This window comes from Pandoraea thiooxydans, assembly GCF_001931675.1.
GTDB lineage: Bacteria > Pseudomonadota > Gammaproteobacteria > Burkholderiales > Burkholderiaceae > Pandoraea > Pandoraea thiooxydans.
This window is the reverse complement of record NZ_CP014839.1, coordinates 3,971,764-3,989,654: the sequence shown is the minus strand read 5'-3', so window position 1 is coordinate 3,989,654 and position 17,891 is coordinate 3,971,764. Positions and strand designations below refer to the sequence as shown.

Sequence of the window (17,891 nt, the reverse complement as noted above, 5' to 3'; positions counted from 1 at the left end):
CTCTCACTTGAGAGAGGGCGCACAGACCTCACTGCCCGACGCGGGTGGCGCGCTCTGGCAGTGCGAAGCTGCCTATATTTTAGGTGACGATGCGATATATGCCAGTGCGAATCGATCGAGACGGGCCTTGGGCGCGCCTGAGCGCGGCGCGCGCATCGCCCGGTGAGAGCTTAGCGCACGCAGCGCAGGATCATGTCGCGCAGCCAGCGATGGGCCGGATCGGCATGAAAGCGCGGATGCCAGCCGAGATAGAGCGAGAACCCCTGGGCCGCGAAAGGCAGCTCGAAAGCATCGAGTGTGTCGGCATAACGCTGCACCAGTCGGACCGGCAGCGTACATACATAGTCGGTTACCTGAAGGATTGCCGCGGCCAGGCCGAACTGCTGAACCGAAACGGCAACCGTGCGCTGTACGCCGAGCCTTTCGAGATGCTCGTCCATGAAGCCGTGAAAATTGCCGCCGCTGATCGAGACCAGCACATGCCGCAGTGCGCAGTAACTTGCCAGATCGAGCGGTCCGGTGCCGCGCGGATGCCCCTTGCGCTGTGCCATGACGAAGTGCTCCTCGATGACGCGGGTGGCTTTCATGGCCGGCGGCATGACGTCGGGCGAGGCGATCAGAAAATCGATTTCACCGCTCTCGAGCTGCGCGGCCACGCGTGCCCCGTCGACGCTGCGCCAGGCAATGCGGATACCGTCGCCGGCGGCCGTGCGCAGTGCCTCGAACAGCGGCAGGCCGATCAGCATGCTGGCATTGTCGCTGGAGGCCAGCGTGAAGCTGCGTATGTCGTTGCGCGGATCGAAACTCGGCGTGCGGCTGATGACCATTTGCAGGTGATGCAGCGCGCCGCGCAACTCCGTCTGCAGGCGCTCGGCGCGGGCCGTCGCGACCATGCCGCGCCCGCTCTCGGCGGGCATCAGCAACGGATCGTCGAAAATCGCGCGCAGCCGCGCGAGCTGAGCCGAGAGTGCCGGCTGGCTGACATGCAGGCGCGCGGCCGCGCGCGTGACGTTGCGCTCGGCGAGCAGGGCGTCGAGCGACACCAGCAGATTCAGGTCGAGACTGCGTAAATCCATTTCAGTTATGGGTCGTATATTAATAATCCATTTTTAATATACGTCGATCTTCTCTACAGTGACAAGCACTTGCCAACAGCTGCCAGTCCGGGAGACGACTCATGAACGACCGACGACGCGCTTATGCCCTCGCCACATTGACTGCCGCGTATTTCGTGATGGGTACCACGACCATGGCGGCGATCGGCGCGTTGCCGTCGATCGCCGACGGCTTGCACGTGAGTCGGGGCGCCGTCGCGAATCTGATTTCGGTGTTTGCCCTGACCTACGCGGTGGGGGCCCCGCTGATTCAGATGGTGCTGGGCTTTCTGGAGCGTCGCGCGCTGTTGCTGGGGGGCTTGAGCCTGGCTGCGCTCGGTGCGCTGCTTGCCGCCGCCGCGCCCAATTACGGCGTGTTGTTTGCCGCGCGCGTGCTGACCGCGCTGGGCGCGGCCGCGATCGGACCGGTGGCGTCGGCGCTTGGCGCTGGCCTGGTCGAGCGCCATCAGCAGGGACGCGCGCTGGCCGCGGTCTTTATGGGCATGACGATCTCATCGGTGCTCAGTATGCCGGCATCGGCCTGGATCTCGCTCAATATCGGCTGGCGGCCGCTGTTCGTCGCGGTGGCCGGACTGAATCTCGGCGTGATCGCCGCGGTGCTGGTGTTCGTCAAAGTGCGCGAGGCAGGTCAGCGCATGGCGCTGCGCGAACTGGTCGGGCTGTTGCGTCAGCCGGCGATCGCCAGCGGGGTGAGCGTGGTGTTCCTGCAAATGGCGGGACTGTTTGCCAGCTATACGCTGATCGTGCCGCTTCTGCGCGAGCGCTTCGGCCTGTCGGGCGGCGAGGCCTCGAGCGCGCTGCTGGTGTTCGGCGTCGCGAGCGTCGTGGGCAACGTGGCGGCGCGCTGGGTGGCAACCCGCTGGAGTGCGGAGCGCTCGCTGGCGGTCGCGCTGGGCGTGCTGGTTGGCACTTTCGCGCTGGCTTACGTGGCGCCAGGCGTGAGCGCTGTCGCCTTTGTCGTGCTGATCCTGTGGGCAGTTGCCAATGACGTGTTCGTGCCCGCCCAGCAGCGGCGCCTGGTCGAATTGGCGCCGCACGCGCGTGGCGTAGTGCTGGCACTGAACGCATCGGCGCTATACATCGGCATGTCGGCCGGGTCGGCCGTGGCCGGGCGCGTTTATAGCGCGGCTGGCGCCCATGCACTGCCGTTGGCGTCGATGCTGCTTCTGCTGGCCGCGCTGGGCATGCTGCAGCTCTCGCGCAGGCCGGCGCGGCCCGCGCGTGCGGCCGCCTGCCTGAACGCCGACTGAGTCTCTCGCGCCGGTCGGGGCAGGGCAGATTATGGCCGCGCCGGAATCACGTGGATCCGCACGTCGCCCAGTGCCACGGTCTGGTGCGCGCGGATCTTGCAGGTTTTGCGCGTCTCCGTATGGCCGTCGACGCTGACCGCGCCGCTGGCCACCAGCGCCTTGCCGGCCCCGCCGCTGTCGCACAGGCCGGTGACTTTGAGCAGGTCGTTGAGTGCGACGAAGTCGCCGGTCAGTTCGAATTCGAGGTGTTGCATGACGGTGGGCAGCGGGCGGTGGGAGAAGGGCTCGTATTGTCGCCTTCAAGCCGGCCGGCTGCCAAGCACCGATTCATTGGCGCGCGGCGCGTCGTGGCGGCGATAGGCGCGTGGGCTGAGGCCGAATTCGGCGCGAAAGGCATGATTGAAATTCGATACGTCGCCGAAACCGCAATCGAGCGCGACGTCGAGGATTTTCGCATCGTCGCTCAACAGCCGGATCGCGGCGTTGCGCAAGCGTGTGCGGCGCAGGTATTGATGCGGGGTCAGCCCGGTGACACGCTCGAAAGTGCGCAGAAAGTGATAAGGGCTCAGGCCCGCCTCGCTGGCCAGAGCGCTCAGCGATAGGGGTGTGCCGGATCGATGCTCGATCTCGCGCACGCTCTGCGCGACGCGCGCTTCGGCGCCACGCGGTATCGCCCCGGCTGCCTCAGGCAGCGCCCAGGCAACGCGCACGGTCTGCGCGGCCAGGCGCAGGGCGAGTTCTTCCCAGGCGATGCCGCTCTGCGGTGCGCTCAACCCCGCAAAAGCCTGCGCCACCAGCGGCGCGAATGCGCGCAGCGCGGGCAGGTTCGGGTGTCGGAAATCGGGTGTCGGGCCGCGCGCGCCGACCTGCGCATAGACGCGCTCGAAGGTGTCGGGTGTGTAACGAAACGCCAGGCAGCGGTCGCCCGCACCGTGCTCGTGCCCGCATTCGAAACATCGGCCGGCGCTGCCCAGCAGCACCGAACCCGGTGTCATCAGGGCCCGCCCGGGCACGCTGCGGTACTGAAAGCTGCCGGCCAGCACGATGGCGATCGATACCGTTTCGTGACGCTCCTCGAAAGCGCGATCCTGCGGCCCCGCGGTGCACATCACGTCGTCGACCGCCCAGCCGTCGCCCTGCGCCAGCCGGCGGCGCGATGCATTGCCGGCCGCGCCGGTGGCGGCGCGCCGGGAAAGTGCCTGAGCCAGTTCGAGCGCAATTTTCGCCAAGAATCATTCCCTCGTGCGGACCTATGCTGACGTTCACGCGGGGCGGCGCCGGCCAGCGGCGACCGCGCGATGTGAACACCGGGCGATAGGCCCATTTTAGGAGGTTTGACGATGCAAGTGGTACAGGCCGCATTGGGCGGCGGTTTTCACGAGGTGTTGGCGGCGCCGGGGCGCGCGCCGGAGATTCCGGCCGAACTCGACGCGTACGGTTGGCTGGTCGGCAGCTGGGCGCTCGAGGTGCGGCACTACCGGGTCGATCTGCGCGGTCAGGGCGTCACGGGCGAGGTTCATTTCGGCTGGGTGCTCGAAGGCCGCGCGATGCAGGACGTGTGGATCATGCCGCGCCGCGCGCAGCGCGCCGCAGCGCCCGATCGGAGTCGCAATATGTATGGCACCACGCTGCGCGTGTGGGATCCCTCGATCGAGGCGTGGCGGGTGTCCTGGTTCAATCCGGTGGCGGGCGTGCATGAGGAGATGATCGGGCGCCGCTGCGGCGACGAGATCGTTCAGCTTGGCCGTCACGCAAACGGCACGCCGACGCGCTGGCGCTTTACCGAGATCGCGCCGGCGTCGTTCCGCTGGATCGGCGAAGCGCTCGAGGCCGACGGCAAGACCTGGCGGCTCGAAGGGGAATTTCAGGCCAGCCGCGTCGCGCCGTGATGGTGGATCGGCCTTTTTTGAGCGCCATGACGGCGCAATTCAGGAGATGAACGATGTGGGATCATGTATCGATCGGAGTGCGAGATATTGATGTCGCCAAGAAGTTTTACGATGCGGCATTGCGTCCGCTGGGCTATACCTGTTTGAGCGAGTCCGGGGATATGTTGGGATATGGGCGCGACGGCGTCGCCTTGTGGATCGGCATGGCGGCGCGCCCGGTGCCGGCCGATACCGGCTCGGGGCTGCACTTTTGCCTGCGCGCACCCAGTCGCGAGAGCGTTATTGCATTCCACGCCGCCGCCATGCATGCCGGCGGCAAAGATAACGGCAAGCCGGGGCCGCGCGCCGATTACGGCGAGAATTATTACGCGGCTTTCGTGATCGATCCGGACGGCTATCGACTTGAGGCGTACTGCGGTTCGTCCTGAGCCGACTCGGCGCGATTTGCGCATCGGCCCCGAGCGTGGCGATAATAGAGCCTCCAAGATGTGAATCACGGGGACTCCAAGAAATGCCATTCCACTCGGGGCGCTTGCTTCGGCGGCTAGCGCTTTCGCTAGCCGTTTGCTTACCTGTCGTTGTGCTGCATGCTGCGCCGGACCACGATTATTTCAACTACCTGACCAAAAAATTGCACGTCGGCAACGAGGTTGCCCGCTGCGCGCTCGCCATCACTCAGGCGGTGCGCTTGCGTCTGGCCGGGCATGCGTTCGCGCAGTCCGACAGCGAAGTGCTGGCAGCGAGCGTCAAGCATCGCACGACGATTTTCTCGATCGGCCATCCGATTCCGATCGACACGGCCGTGGTGATGCCGGGGTCGCTGTATGGGAAGCGGTCCGGGCATTGGCAAAATCTGCGCGTGCGCTGTGGCCTGCGCAATCATCGCGTGCGCGTGATTGAATTCAGCCGGCCGCACAAGCTGCGGGTGGCCAGCGGCGCGCGCGCACCGCTGCCCGCGCCGCGCTACTTCGTGGCCACTGCCAACGGTTGGATGTAGCGCACCGCGCGTTTGGCCGGGGATGAGTCGGCTGGGGCGCGGCGGCGCGTCAGGCGCTGGCGTGCCGCGGCCGTTCGAGATTCGGCAGCAGGGCGGTCAGCACGCCGATCAGCGGCAGGAACGAGCAGACCTGGTAGACGAACTCGATGCTGGTCGCGTCCGCCAGCTTGCCGAGCACGGCCGCGCCGATGCCGCCCATGCCGAACGCGAAGCCGAAGAACATGCCGGCGATCATGCCGACTTTGCCGGGCACCAGTTCCTGTGCGTACACCAGGATCGCGGAGAAGGCCGAGGCCAGCACCAGCCCGATGATGACGGTCAGCACGCCGGTCCAGAACAGGTTGGCGTAGGGTAGCGCCAGCGTAAATGGCGTGACACCCAGAATCGAAACCCAGATGACGTATTTGCGGCCGATGCGGTCCCCGATCGGGCCGCCCGCGAGTGTGCCGACGGCCACCGAGAACAGGAAAATGAACAGATAGATCTGCGCGCTTTGCACCGACAGGTGGAATTTGTCGATCAGATAGAACGTGTAATAGGAGTTCAGGCTGGCCAGATAAAAATATTTGGAGAAGATCAGCAGCATCAGGATGCCGAGCGAGAACAACACCTTGTTGCGCGGCAATTCGACATGTCCGACGCGGCGCGTGGCTGCCTTGCCCCGGCTGCCCTGGCGATGGGCGTTGTACCAGCGGCTGACGTGAATCAGCACGAAAATGGCCAACAGCGCGGCGAGCGAGAACCAGGCGACGGTGCCGCGCCCATAGGGCGCAATGACCAGCGCCGCGAGCAACGGCCCGAGCGAGGTGCCGGCATTGCCGCCGACCTGAAACAGCGATTGCGCGAGGCCGTGCCGCCCGCCCGAGGCCATGCGCGCCACGCGCGAGGACTCGGGGTGGAACACCGACGAGCCCATGCCGACCAGCGCCGCGGCGAGCAGCAGGATGCCGAAGTTCGGCGCGGTGGCCAGCAACAGCAGCCCGACCAGCGTGAAGCTCATGCCGACCGGCAGCGAATACGGCTGCGGCCGGCGATCGGTGATGAAGCCCACCACCGGTTGCAACATGGACGCGGTCATCTGATAGGTCAGGGTGATCAGCCCGATCTGGCCGAAAGAGAGATCGAACGAATTTTTCAGCAGCGGATAAATGGCCAGGATCAACGACTGGATCATGTCGTTGAGCAAATGGGAAAAACTGATCGCGCCAAGAATGCCGAAAACGGTAGCGTTTTCGGCAGCCCGTCCCGGCGGGGTCGGTGTCTGGCGGCCTTGTTTCAAACTGGTGTCCATGGCGATGCAATAACCTGGGAGAGGATGTCAATCGGATAGCACGAGTGTAGATCAACAAGAATTCGTTGTTTTGCCAATTATTGTCGCGAACCGGACAACTCGTTGGCCGATAGCCTTTCGCTATATCCCATATAGTCATCATTGGTGGGCACTCGGGAATCGTGTACAGTCCCCCAATGAGCAGGAACGCATTATTGATGTGATCTTGCTCTCAACGCCCTGTTTCTCGGGGCGGCACGACCGTTTTATGGAGCACCGTACGAAATGATCCCGGTTGCCGCGTCCGACGGCGCGATCGCTGCCAAGGGCGCTGGCGTGACTCACTTTTTCACTTAGCGGCGAACATGATCAAGCACTCTCGTGTCGTGCAATGGCTGGGGACCCTGCTGGTGATGGCGCTGACGCTGGCGGTGGTGTTCGTGCTTGCGTGGCTGCGCGTGCGGGACGAAGCCAACGGCATGCTGCAGGATGCGGCTTCCCGGGCTCGCACCGGGATCGAGCGGGTGATCGAGCAATCTCATCTGGCGCTGGCGGCGGTCGGGTCCTGGGTCGATCAGCCATGTGCGCAGGTCAGCCAGAAGCTGCAGGCAGCCGCTGCCATGCAGCCGTATTTCCGGGCGATCGTGTTGGTGCAGCGTGGTCAGATGACTTGTTCGTCGGCCACGCAGGGTTTCAACAAGCCGCTGGCAAGTTTGTTGCCCGAGCCGTCGACGCGCGAGCAAATCCGCCTGCTCGGCGGGACCCCGCTGGTGGCGGGCCGACCGGCGCTGCTGCTGTATCTGCCGGTGACCCCGACCGACGGGGTGCTGGGCTCGATCGATAGCCCTTATCTGTTCGACATTCTGGATAACATTCGCGGCCGTGATTTTCGCTGGGCGGCAGTGAGTTTTCCGGGCGGAGCGCTCAGTTCCGAGACGCGCCACATGCAGTCTTCGATGCCGGCGGTCCCGGCCGGGCTGAATGTGCTGGGCGTGACGCTGGCGTCGACGCGTTACCCGTTTTCGGTGCGGCTGGCGACCAGCGAGGATTTGCTCAGACGGCTCGCGTGGTCGCAGATTCCCCTGCTGATGGCCTTCGGGGCGATCATCGCGGCCTTGCTGGGTTTGCTGATGCACCGCCGTCTCAATCCCGACCAGTACGCTCGCCGGCAGATTGCCCGCGGACTCAAGCGCGGTGAGTTCAAGGTGTACTACCAGCCGGTGGTGGAGCTCTCGAGCGGACGCTGCACGGGAGCCGAGGCGCTCTTGCGCTGGCATCATCCGACGCACGGATTGGTGCGGCCCGACGCCTTCGTGCCGTTGGCCGAGAGCAGCGATCTGATCATCGACCTGACCCGTTTCGTGCTGCGCCAGATCCGCAGCGATCTGGGGGCCGGCGACCTGCCGGCAGGCCTGCAGATCAGCGTCAACCTGGCCGAGCGCCATCTGCGCAGCCGTACCATCGTCAGCGACATTGCGAAGTATTACGGCACGTTGATCGGCACGTATCCGCTGACGATCGAAATCACCGAGCGGTGCGTGATCCAGGATGCGGGCACCGCGCGCGCGGTGCTCAGCGAGTTGCGCAATGCCGGGGTGGCGGTGGCGTTGGACGACTTTGGCACCGACAACAATTCGCTCAGCTACCTCAAGCAGTTTCCGTTCGACTACCTCAAAATCGACAAGGAATTCCTGCCGATCTCGACCGAGGACACGGTGGCGCTGACGATTCTCGACTCGATCATTGATTTGGGCACCCGCCTGAATCTCAAGCTGGTGGCCGAGGGCGTCGAAAACTACATTCAGCGCGATTACCTGCGCGCGCGGGGCGTGCAATTTGCGCAGGGCTATCTGTTCAGCCGGCCTGCCTCGTTCGCGGAGTTCGTGTATTTTGCCGACGTGCGCCAAGTGTCGGTATCCTAGGCGCGCTGGTCTTCCTCCGATTCCCGATCCTGCCCCACGATGTCCGAACCCGATGATTCCCGCCGTCCCGAGACCCCAGCGCTGCAACTGGAGGGCGCGCTATGGCTGCAAAGCGATGCCGGCAACCTGGGCGGCCATGCCCGCATCGCCCTGCTCGAACAGATTCGCGCCTGCGGCTCTATTACGGCGGCGGCCAAGGCCGCCGGCATGAGCTACAAGGCGGCGTGGGATGCCGTGGATGCCATGAACAACCTGGCGGGCGAGCCGCTGGTGGTGCGTTCGACCGGCGGCAAGGGCGGAGGCGGCACGGCGCTGACCGAGCGCGCGATCAAACTGATCGAGGCGTTCCGCGCGGTGGAGCGCGAGCACCGAAAGTTCCTCGCCCGCATCGGTGAGAACATCGAGCAGTTCGACGATCAATGGCGTCTGATCGGGCGCCTGGCCATGCGCACCAGCGCCCGCAACCAGCTGTTCGGCACGGTCAGTGCGCTGCGGCCCGGCGCCGTCAACGACGAGGTCCAGCTGAGCCTGCCCGGGGGCCAGAAGGTGGTTGCGGTGCTCACGCGCGAGAGTACTGCCGCGCTGGGGCTGCGCGTAGGCAGCGAGGCGTTTGCCCTGATCAAGGCCTCTTGGGTGATGCTGATGAGCGGCCCGTCGAGCGTACGCCTGTCGGCGCGCAACCAGTTGGCGGGCGTGGTCGAGAGCATCACGCGCGGCGCGGTGAACGCCGAGGTGACGCTGGCCTTGCCCGGCGGGACGATTCTGACGGCCGTCGTCACCAACGACAGCGTGACCGAGCTCGGCCTGGCCGAAGGCGAGCCGGCGGTCGCGGCATTCAAGGCATCGAGCGTGATTCTGGGTGTGAGCGCCTGAGTCCGCGACCGGCGGCGTGGCTCGCCGGCTATTGTTGCGCGCGCGGTTGCGACGCGCCGGCCGGCGCGCCCGGCTCCCGATGTTGCCAGTGGCGGTGCGCGCGATGGTGCTCTCGCCAGGCTTTCATCTTCGCCATGCGGGCTTCGATGGCGGCGCTGACGGTCGCTTTCTGGTTGTCGTTCAGGCCATTGTAGAACGCCAGCCACTGGTCTTCGGTATCGGCGCGCAGCCGCTGGTTGTCGGCGAAGATTTTGTCGCGCTGGGCACGCAGTGAGGACAGGTCGAGAATCCGCTGATGCTGCATCGAGTCGCGCAAGGCGCGATAACGCCCCATGTTTTCGTGCTGCTCCTGGCGGTTGCGCTTCATGTGGGCAAGCGCTTGTTGCCATGCCTGTTCCTGGGGCGGCGTGAGCTTGAGCTGGTCGTGCATCTGTTGCATCGAGCGCATGAAGTCGTGCCGGCCATGCGGCGCCGTGGGCATATGCGTGGCGACTGGAGAGCTCGGCGGCTCGGCAGCCCGGACGGTGCCGAACAGGGTCGAGGCGGCCAGCGCCACCGACACGGCGAGTATGGAAAGCCGGTTTTTCTGCATGATACGTACTCCAAAAAAGTGACCGAAATCGGCAGTTCCAGAGTACGCGATTGCGAAGCGGCAAATCTTGCAAAGTGCAACCGGCGTATTACCGCCGGTTACATGGCGGGCGAACAGGCATATTTTGAAACAACTGCTGAAAAGCCCGAGGCCGGGGCACCATGGGTGCGCCCGGCCTCGCCGCATCGTGCCTGCGCATGCGCGGCGGCGCGACGCTCAGTCCCAGGTGCCGCGTCCGCCCGAGATGCTGAAGCGGCCGGCACCGAGCAGCAGCACGCACAAGCCGCTGAACAGGTAGAACGCCTGCAGTTCGAGCGCCCACCCGCCCGTGGGGGCGAGACTGCCCAGCTGATGCATGTGCACGAGAAACAGCGCGAACAGCATGTTGATGACGACGATCAGCCCGCCGATGCGCGAATAGAAGCCGAGAATCAGCAACACGGGTGCGACCACCTCGCCGATGTAGACGAGGTACGCGATTTGCGGGGGCAGGCCGTGCGCGACGACCATCGTGTGGACGAAGCCGATGCCGCCGGTGATTTTCTTGACGCCGTGGAAAAGCAGCAAAATGCCCAACGTGAGCCGCAATACCAACTTACCCAGATCGTCCGTCCCGCGCATGGTGTTGTCCCCAGTCGTGATAAAAATGCCTAACTGTACCAAAATGGGACGAATCTGGCGTGTGTTTCGATTGATGAGGTATCTTACGCGCGCGGTCGCCCGGTCCCCACGGCGATTGGGTTGATGCGGCGAGCGGCCGGCTCGGACGGAAATCCGGATGGGGTGACCCTATCCAACAAGGAGCGATAGAGGATGGATCGAGATACCGCCCAGGCGTTGCTGGGACAAGTGCTGGCGCCATGGGTCGGCGCGCTCGGCTTGCAGGTAGAGTCCGTGGACGACCGGCACAGCGTGCTGCGGCTGCCGTTTTCCGAGGAGTTGCGCCATGCCGGCGGGGTAGTGTGCGGACAAGTCTTCATGGCGGCGGCCGATACCGCGATGATCGTGGCGATCTCGGCGGCCCTGGGCGGCTTTCGGCCGATGACCACTGTCTCGTTGACCACGCAATTCATGCGGGCGGTGCGGCAGGGCGACACGCGCGTGAGCGCGCGGGTCCTGCGCCTGGGCCGCAATCTGGTGTTCGGTGAAATCGAAATCCACGACGAGAGCGGCGAGATGGCCGTGCACGCGACCACCACCTACGCGTTGCTCTAGGCGGCTGTGCACCGATCCGCCTGCTGGCGCGTTGTATCGGGCAGGGAGCGCCAACGGGGGCGGGGGACGGCATGTTCGATCAAATGGTATTCGCAGGGGGCGGCAACCGCTGCTGGTGGCAGGCGGGGTTCTGGGATCGCGTGAACGCCGAGATGCCGTTGAGGCCGAGAGTGATTGCCGCGGTGTCGGCGGGCGCCGCGACCGCATGCATGTTGCATACGCGCGATGCCGACTGGGTGATGGCGTATTACCGCACCGCGCTCAAGGACAATCGCAAGAACGCTTACTGGGGCAATCTGCTGCGCCGCGAACGGGTATTTCCCCACTACCGTATCTATCGCCAGGCGCTGCTCGATATCTACGCGGGGCAGTTTGCCAGGCTGCGCGAGCAGGCGCCCGAGATTCGCGTCGCGGTCTCGCATATCCCGCGCTGGCTGGGCGCGCGCACCGCACTGGTGGCCGGGCTGCTCGCCTACAACGTCGACAAGCACGTGCGGCATGCACTGCATCCTACGCTCGGTCGGCGCATCGGGTTTTCCGCCGAGTACGTGCGGGTGCGCGATTGCGCGGATATCGAGGCGCTGGCGGATCTGCTGTTGCAGTCGTCCTGCACGCCGCCGTTCACGCCGGTGCTGCGGCGTGCCGGCAAACCCGTGCTGGACGGCGGCATGGTCGACAACGTGCCGGTCGATGCGCTCGATGCCGTGCCGGGTCACGTGCTGGTGCTGATGACGCGACGCTATCCGCGTCCGCAGATGTTTACCGTCAACCTCGATGGCCAGCAGCGCTGGTACGTGCAGCCCTCCGAGCCGGTGCCGATTTCGAGCTGGGACTATACCCATCCCGAGCTGATGCTGCCGGCCTATCAGTTGGGCCGGCGCGATGGCGAGCGCTTTTTACGTCATCTGAACGCCTGAGCCGGTCGGGCTCAACGCCCGAATCCGTGCAGGGCGGCTGGGTTGACCACGCTTTGCGTATTGCCGTCGAGAAAGTCGACGAGGTTGCGAAACGCCGTCTCGAAATACAACGCATAGCTTTCCCGCTCGACGTAGCCGATGTGCGGCGTGCAAATGCAATTCTCCAGGCGCAGCAGCGGGTTGCCTTGCAGGATCGGCTCGCTCTCGAACACGTCGATGGCTGCCATGCCGGGGCGGCCGCGATTGAGCGCGGTGATCAGCGCGTTTTCCTCGACCAGTTCGGCGCGGCTGGTATTGACGAACAGCGCGGTGGGTTTCATGCGCAGCATGTCTTCCAGGCGCACGATGTGGCGGGTCTCATCGTTCAGGCGCAAGTGCAGCGACAGGACGTCGCTTTGCTCGAACAGCGCCTCGCGGCTCTCGGCCAGGGCATGGCCGTCGGCCTGGGCGGCTTCGAGCGAGGCCGCCCGGCCCCACACCAGCACCCGCATGCCGAATGCCCGGCCATAGCCGGCCACCAGGCGGCCGATCTTGCCATAACCCCAGATTCCCAAGGCCTGGCCGCGCAGTACCTGGCCCAGGCCGAAATTGGGCGGCATGCTCGACGATTTCAGTCCGGACTGCTGCCAGGCGCCATGCTTGAGACTGCCCATGTACTGCGGAATGCGCCGCTGCGCCGCCATGATCAACGCCCACGTCAGCTCGGCGGGCGCCACCGGCGAGCCCACCCCTTCGAGCACGGCGATGCCGCGCGCCGTGCATGCGTCCAGGTCGATGTGGCTGCCGACCCGGCCCGTCTGGCTGATCGTTTTCAAATGAGGCAGTTTGTCGATCAGTTGCGCGGTGATGGCGGTGCGCTCCCGAATCAATACCAGTGCCTGGGCGTCGCCGATGCGGGCGACCAGTTGCCCGACGCCTTTGACGGTGTTGTTGAATACCTTGACGTCGTGCCCGGCCAGCATGGCAAAGCATTCGAGCTTGCGAACGGCGTCCTGGTAATCGTCGAGAATGGCTATTTTCATAATGGCAGTCAGCGGACAGGGCGAGGCATACGCATGGTGCAGCGCAAAACTTTGGCCGCTTGCGCGGTGGTATGCTGGGTCCCCTATTTTAGAGCGCACTGATGGCGCTCGGCGAGGCAAGTTTTCACCCTATCCGGCGACGGCATCCGATTCCGCGGACGTGTTGCCCGGCCCGCGGCGGCGCATCGGTGCAGCGGGACACCTGCAACGCGCCTGGCGAGGCTTGAACAGTCTCTTTGGTTGGCGGCTTGATCCGGAAGGGTGCACCAAAGGTTTTCTTTTCAACCCCTTACGGAGATTTGCGGATGAATCAGCCTCAAATGGGTGGCGTCGCGGCGTTGAATGTGCCGGGCTATGTAAAGCATCGTGGCCTGATCGACTGGGTGGCGCGCGTCGCCGCGCTGACTCAGCCCGATCGGATCGTATGGTGCGACGGCTCGCAGGAGGAATACGACCGGTTGAGCGAGCAAATGGTCCAGCAGGGCACGCTGGTTCGCCTGAATCCCGCCAAGCGCCCCAATTCATACCTTGCATGCTCGGACCCGTCGGACGTGGCGCGCGTGGAGGACCGCACTTTCATCTGCTCGGCGCGCCGTGAAGATGCCGGTCCGACCAACCACTGGGTCGATCCGAACGAGATGCGCACGACGCTCGATGGCCTGTTTGCCGGCGCGATGCGCGGCCGTACCCTTTATGTGGTGCCATTCTCGATGGGGCCGCTGGGCTCGCCGATCGCCCATATCGGCGTCGAGCTGTCGGACAGCCCGTACGTGGTGACCAATATGCGCATCATGACCCGCATGGGGCGCGAGGTCTTCGACGTGCTGGGCGAGCACGGCACTTTCGTGCCCTGCGTGCACAGCGTGGGCAAGCCGCTGGCTGCGGGCGAGGCCGATGTGCCCTGGCCGTGCAACGAAACCAAGTACATCGTTCATTTTCCCGAGTCCCGCGAAATCTGGAGTTTCGGCTCCGGCTACGGCGGCAACGCATTGCTCGGGAAAAAATGTTTTGCCTTGCGCATCGCGTCGACCATGGGGCGCGACCAGGGCTGGCTGGCCGAGCACATGCTGATCCTTGGCGTGACTTCGCCGCAGGGCAAGAAGTACCACATTGCCGCGGCGTTTCCCTCGGCCTGCGGCAAGACGAATTTCGCGATGCTGATCCCGCCCAAGGGTTTCGAAGGCTGGCGCGTGAGCACCATTGGTGACGACATTGCCTGGATCAAGCCCGGCAAGGACGGCCGTCTTTATGCGATCAACCCCGAGGCGGGTTACTTCGGCGTGGCGCCGGGCACCAGCGAGAAGACCAATTACAACGCGCTGGCCACCCTCAAGGACAACGTGATCTTTACCAACGTCGCGTTGACCGACGACGGCGACGTATGGTGGGAAGGCCTGACCAAGGAGCCGCCGGCGCATCTGATCGACTGGCAAGGGCACGACTGGACGCCGGAAATCGCCGCGCAGACCGGGCGCAAGGCGGCGCATCCGAATGCGCGCTTCACGGCGCCGGCCGCGCAATGCCCGTCGATCGATCCGGACTGGGAAAATCCGGCCGGGGTGCCGATCGATGCGTTCATTTTCGGCGGACGGCGCTCGACCACGGTGCCGCTGGTCAGCGAGGCGCGCAGCTGGACCGAAGGGGTCTACATGGCCGCCACGATGGGCTCGGAAACCACGGCGGCGGCCGCTGGCCAGCAAGGCGTGGTGCGGCGCGACCCGTTCGCGATGCTGCCGTTCTGCGGCTACAACATGAGCGATTACTTCCAACACTGGCTGGCGCTCGGCGAGAAGCTGGAGGCGGCCGGCGGCAAGCTGCCGAAGATTTATTGCGTCAATTGGTTCCGCAAGAATGCCGACGGCGAGTTCGTGTGGCCGGGCTTTGGCGAGAACATGCGCGTGATGAAATGGATGCTCGAGCGCATCGAGGACAAGGCCACGGGCACCGATCACCTGTTCGGCATTTCGCCTCGCTACGAGGATATGGATTGGGCGGGACTGGCGTTCACCGAACAGCAGTTCGAGCAGGTCACGTCGATCGACAGGGATGCGTGGCGCCATGAGCTGGCCCTGCATGGCGAGCTGTTCGAGAAACTCAAGCACCGTATGCCGGATGCACTGCTGCAGGCCAAGGCCAGGCTGGAGGCCCAACTGGAGGGCTGAGCCCGCTTGTTGTTGCCGGAACAAGAAAGAACCCGCAGCTTCAACGCTGCGGGTTCTTTCTTGTGCGCATGGTGCGCACCGGACGGCATCTCAGAGGGTTTTGGAGAAACGTTGCGCCGGCTGCGCGGTGAGGTAGCGATCGAACACCATGCAGATGTTGCGCACCAGCAGGCGTCCGGCCGGCAGCACGCGCAGCCGATCGGGTTCGATGGCGAGCAGGCCGTCGGCCTCGAAGGCGCGCAGTCGCTCGAACTCGTCGCTGAAGTAGTTGGCAGGGTCGATACCGAATTGCGTCTGGAGCGGTCCGAGCGGTAATTCGAAGTGGCACATCAATTGGTTGATGACGGCGCGGCGCAACAGATCGTCGTCATTGAGCATGATGCCGCGTGTGACCGCCAGGCCTTCGGCGTCGATGGCATTTTGATAGTCGGGCAGAACTTTGAGATTTTGTGCGTAAAAATTCCCTATCTTGCCAATGGCCGAGACGCCCAGCCCGATCAGATCGCAATCGGCATGGGTGCTGTAGCCCTGAAAATTGCGGTACAGGGTGCGATTGACCTGCGCCTGGGCCAGCTCGTCATCGGGCCGGGCGAAATGGTCCATGCCGATATAGACGTAGCCGGCCTCGCCAAGGCGCTCGATCGAGGTCTTGAGGATTGCCAACTTTTCGGCCGGGCCGGGCAGTGCCGACTCGTCGATTTGCTGCTGCATCTTGAAGAACTGCGGCAGGTGTGCGTAGTTGAACACCGACAGGCGATCGGGCGCCAGTTCCAGCACCGCATCGAGGGTGCGCGAAAAGCTGGCGACCGACTGATGCGGCAGGCCGTAGATCAGGTCGAGGCTGATCGAGCGAAATCCGGTTTGGCGTGCGGCGTTCACCGTGGCCTCGGTCACGGCGCGCGGCTGAATCCGGTTGACGGCCTGCTGCACTTGCGGATCGAAGTCCTGCACGCCCACGCTCAGCCGGTTGAATCCTAGCTCGCGCAGCAGGGCGATGGTGTCGGGGCTGGCCTCGCGCGGGTCGACCTCGATCGAGTATTCGCCCTGATCGTCGCCCAGCAACTGGAAATGGTCGCCGGTGACGGCCATCAACTCACTCATTTCGTCGTGCGACAGAAATGTCGGCGTGCCGCCGCCCCAGTGCAATTGCGCAATCGGGCGCCGCGTGCCATCGAACAGGGCGGCCTGCGCGGCGATTTCGCGGTACAGGCGTTCGAGGTAGGGACGGGTGCGGGCGCGGTTGCGCGTGATGACTTTATTGCAGGCGCAATAGAAACAGACGGTGTCGCAAAACGGCAGATGCATATAGAGCGACAGCGGTTGCCCGCTTTGCGGGCTCTGGGCGATCGCCTGGCGATATTCGGCAGCGCCGAAGCGGTCATGAAATTGTGGAGCGGTCGGGTACGAGGTGTAGCGCGGCCCGTTGAGATCGTACTTGTGCAGCAGCGCGGGGTCGAACAGGTCGTCCACGGAGAGTGCTTCGGATGGGTTGGCCATGGTGCGCGGGGATGTGCCGACGAAATGGATTAATGAATAAACTGTAGTGCAGAATCGCCGCAGGCACCTTAACTTTTGTCAAGAAAGCGCCGATGGCCCAGCCGACGCGTTGGCGCGCCTTCCTGTAAGATTTCGTTTTGTCATTGCTGGCGCGGCCCAACGGGTCGTCGAATATCTCATGGATCGCTTGCAGTCGATGCGCGTCTTCGTCAAGGTGGCCGATAACGGCAGTTTTGCCCGAGCCGCCGCGCAGCTCGATTTATCCGCCGCGGTGGTCACGCGCCATGTCGCGGAGCTGGAATCGCATTTGGGCGTTCGCCTGCTCAATCGCACGACGCGCAGTCTCTCGCTCACGGGGGCCGGACAAGCGTATTTGGAGCGTTGTCGGCAGATTATCGACGAGGTCGAGGAGGCCGACGCGATGGTCTCCAGCGCGTCCAGCGAGCCCAAGGGCGTGCTGCGCGTGGTCGCGCCGGTGTCGTTCACATTGCGCAATCTGGCGCCGCTGATGCACCGTTATCAAAAGCAACACCCGCAGGTGCTGGTGGATCTGACCTTGACGGATCGGCCGTTCGATATGGTCGAAGAGGGTTATGACGTCGGCATCGTCGCCGCGCATATGGTGCAAAGCGAAACGCTGATCACGCGGCTGTTGTCGGAGACCTGCGTCTTGGTGTGTGCGTCGCCCGGCTATCTGGCCGCGCACGGCAAGCCGAACACGCCGCACGACCTGGCGCAACACGCGATGCTGGGCATGCCCAGCGAGATCTTTGGAAACGAGCGGATTTTCACCAGCGCGGATGGGGAGGAAATTCGCATCCAGCTTCAGAATCAGTTCATCTGCAACAACACCGCCATGCTGCGCCAGAGCGTATTGCTCGGGCACGGTATCGCGTTCCTGCCCTCATATTTGGTCGGCAGCGACCTCAAGCATGGCGATATGGTGGCGTTGCTGCCCGACTATACGCTGCCGACATTCGACGTGAACCTGGTCTATCCGAGCCGCAAGCACCTGTCGGCGAAGATTCGCACGTTCATCGATATGACGGTGGAATGCTTCCGCCAGGCCGACGCCAAGCCGCGTACCGATTGCTGGCTGGCGCAGCGCGAAGGCGGCATCGCCATGCCTGCTGCTGGGGAAGACTGGCAGCAATCGGTGCGCTAGCGCCG

Annotated in this window: 18 protein-coding genes; 10 read left to right on the top strand and 8 right to left on the bottom strand. The window is 64.4% G+C overall.

Translation table 11 applies throughout. The features are described 5' to 3' along the window. Positions 1 to 170: 170 nt before the first annotated feature. Positions 171 to 1,076, bottom strand: a complete 906-nt coding sequence (locus PATSB16_RS18460; RefSeq protein WP_047215490.1) for a LysR family transcriptional regulator — start codon at positions 1,074 to 1,076, stop codon at positions 171 to 173. Positions 1,077 to 1,177: 101 nt separating this feature from the next. Between PATSB16_RS18460 and PATSB16_RS18455 the strand changes: the two genes are divergently transcribed. Beyond that, a complete protein-coding gene (locus tag PATSB16_RS18455) occupies positions 1,178 to 2,365 on the top strand; it encodes an MFS transporter (RefSeq protein WP_047215489.1) in 1,188 nt (395 codons plus the stop codon). A gap of 29 nt (positions 2,366 to 2,394) precedes the next feature. On the opposite strand, the gene PATSB16_RS18450 is transcribed toward PATSB16_RS18455, so the two are convergent. Together PATSB16_RS18450 and PATSB16_RS18445 are read right to left on the bottom strand one after the other, a co-directional pair. Further along, a complete protein-coding gene (locus tag PATSB16_RS18450) occupies positions 2,395 to 2,619 on the bottom strand; it encodes an RNA-binding S4 domain-containing protein (RefSeq protein WP_047215488.1) in 225 nt (74 codons plus the stop codon). A gap of 45 nt (positions 2,620 to 2,664) precedes the next feature. Then, positions 2,665 to 3,594, bottom strand: a complete 930-nt coding sequence (locus PATSB16_RS18445) for a helix-turn-helix transcriptional regulator (RefSeq protein ID WP_047215487.1) — start codon at positions 3,592 to 3,594, stop codon at positions 2,665 to 2,667. 111 nt (positions 3,595 to 3,705) lie between these two features. Between PATSB16_RS18445 and PATSB16_RS18440 the strand changes: the two genes are divergently transcribed. From PATSB16_RS18440 to PATSB16_RS18430, 3 genes are all read left to right on the top strand, one after another. Next, complete coding sequence (locus PATSB16_RS18440; RefSeq protein ID WP_047215486.1) at positions 3,706 to 4,254, top strand: hypothetical protein; 549 nt, start codon at positions 3,706 to 3,708, stop codon at positions 4,252 to 4,254. 53 nt (positions 4,255 to 4,307) lie between these two features. After that, positions 4,308 to 4,682: a VOC family protein gene (locus tag PATSB16_RS18435; RefSeq protein WP_047215485.1), complete on the top strand. Its 375-nt coding sequence runs from the start codon at positions 4,308 to 4,310 to the stop codon at positions 4,680 to 4,682. A gap of 152 nt (positions 4,683 to 4,834) precedes the next feature. Beyond that, entirely contained in the window at positions 4,835 to 5,251 is a 417-nt protein-coding gene (locus tag PATSB16_RS18430) for a BspC domain-containing protein (RefSeq protein ID WP_052892745.1), read from the top strand. Between the two features lie 49 nt (positions 5,252 to 5,300). On the opposite strand, the gene PATSB16_RS18425 is transcribed toward PATSB16_RS18430, so the two are convergent. Next, on the bottom strand, positions 5,301 to 6,542 hold the full coding sequence (locus PATSB16_RS18425; protein WP_083566839.1) for an MFS transporter: 1,242 nt from the start codon (positions 6,540 to 6,542) through the stop codon (positions 5,301 to 5,303). A gap of 344 nt (positions 6,543 to 6,886) precedes the next feature. On the opposite strand from PATSB16_RS18425, the gene PATSB16_RS18420 reads away from it, so the two are divergent. Together PATSB16_RS18420 and PATSB16_RS18415 are read left to right on the top strand one after the other, a co-directional pair. Further along, positions 6,887 to 8,443, top strand: a complete 1,557-nt coding sequence (locus tag PATSB16_RS18420) for an EAL domain-containing protein (protein WP_047215484.1) — start codon at positions 6,887 to 6,889, stop codon at positions 8,441 to 8,443. A 39-nt stretch (positions 8,444 to 8,482) separates the two neighbouring features. Next, entirely contained in the window at positions 8,483 to 9,316 is an 834-nt protein-coding gene (locus PATSB16_RS18415) for a TOBE domain-containing protein (RefSeq protein WP_047215483.1), read from the top strand. Positions 9,317 to 9,344: 28 nt separating this feature from the next. Here PATSB16_RS18415 and PATSB16_RS18410 read toward each other — a convergent pair whose 3' ends face one another. Beyond that, entirely contained in the window at positions 9,345 to 9,908 is a 564-nt protein-coding gene (locus PATSB16_RS18410; protein ID WP_047215482.1) for a Spy/CpxP family protein refolding chaperone, read from the bottom strand. Between the two features lie 216 nt (positions 9,909 to 10,124). Next, positions 10,125 to 10,529, bottom strand: a complete 405-nt coding sequence (locus tag PATSB16_RS18405) for a DoxX family protein (protein ID WP_047215481.1) — start codon at positions 10,527 to 10,529, stop codon at positions 10,125 to 10,127. Between the two features lie 192 nt (positions 10,530 to 10,721). Between PATSB16_RS18405 and PATSB16_RS18400 the strand changes: the two genes are divergently transcribed. Further along, the gene (locus PATSB16_RS18400; RefSeq protein WP_047215480.1) at positions 10,722 to 11,123 is read left to right on the top strand and encodes a PaaI family thioesterase; all 402 of its coding nucleotides are present in this window, start codon (positions 10,722 to 10,724) and stop codon (positions 11,121 to 11,123) included. Positions 11,124 to 11,194: 71 nt separating this feature from the next. After that, on the top strand, positions 11,195 to 12,040 hold the full coding sequence (locus PATSB16_RS18395) for a patatin-like phospholipase family protein (protein WP_047215479.1): 846 nt from the start codon (positions 11,195 to 11,197) through the stop codon (positions 12,038 to 12,040). 11 nt (positions 12,041 to 12,051) lie between these two features. Here the strand turns inward: PATSB16_RS18395 and PATSB16_RS18390 are convergent, their stop codons facing one another. Then, complete coding sequence (locus PATSB16_RS18390; protein ID WP_047215478.1) at positions 12,052 to 13,062, bottom strand: D-2-hydroxyacid dehydrogenase family protein; 1,011 nt, start codon at positions 13,060 to 13,062, stop codon at positions 12,052 to 12,054. A gap of 305 nt (positions 13,063 to 13,367) precedes the next feature. Between PATSB16_RS18390 and PATSB16_RS18385 the strand changes: the two genes are divergently transcribed. Beyond that, positions 13,368 to 15,224 (top strand): phosphoenolpyruvate carboxykinase (GTP), encoded by a 1,857-nt coding sequence (locus PATSB16_RS18385; protein ID WP_047215477.1) that lies wholly within the window; start codon positions 13,368 to 13,370, stop codon positions 15,222 to 15,224. Between the two features lie 90 nt (positions 15,225 to 15,314). Here the strand turns inward: PATSB16_RS18385 and hemN are convergent, their stop codons facing one another. Continuing rightward, positions 15,315 to 16,721, bottom strand: coding sequence for an oxygen-independent coproporphyrinogen III oxidase (gene hemN, locus PATSB16_RS18380; RefSeq protein WP_047215476.1), 1,407 nt, complete (start codon positions 16,719 to 16,721; stop codon positions 15,315 to 15,317). 178 nt (positions 16,722 to 16,899) lie between these two features. On the opposite strand from hemN, the gene PATSB16_RS18375 reads away from it, so the two are divergent. Continuing rightward, positions 16,900 to 17,886 (top strand): LysR family transcriptional regulator, encoded by a 987-nt coding sequence (locus PATSB16_RS18375; RefSeq protein ID WP_156884808.1) that lies wholly within the window; start codon positions 16,900 to 16,902, stop codon positions 17,884 to 17,886. Positions 17,887 to 17,891: the final 5 nt, after the last annotated feature.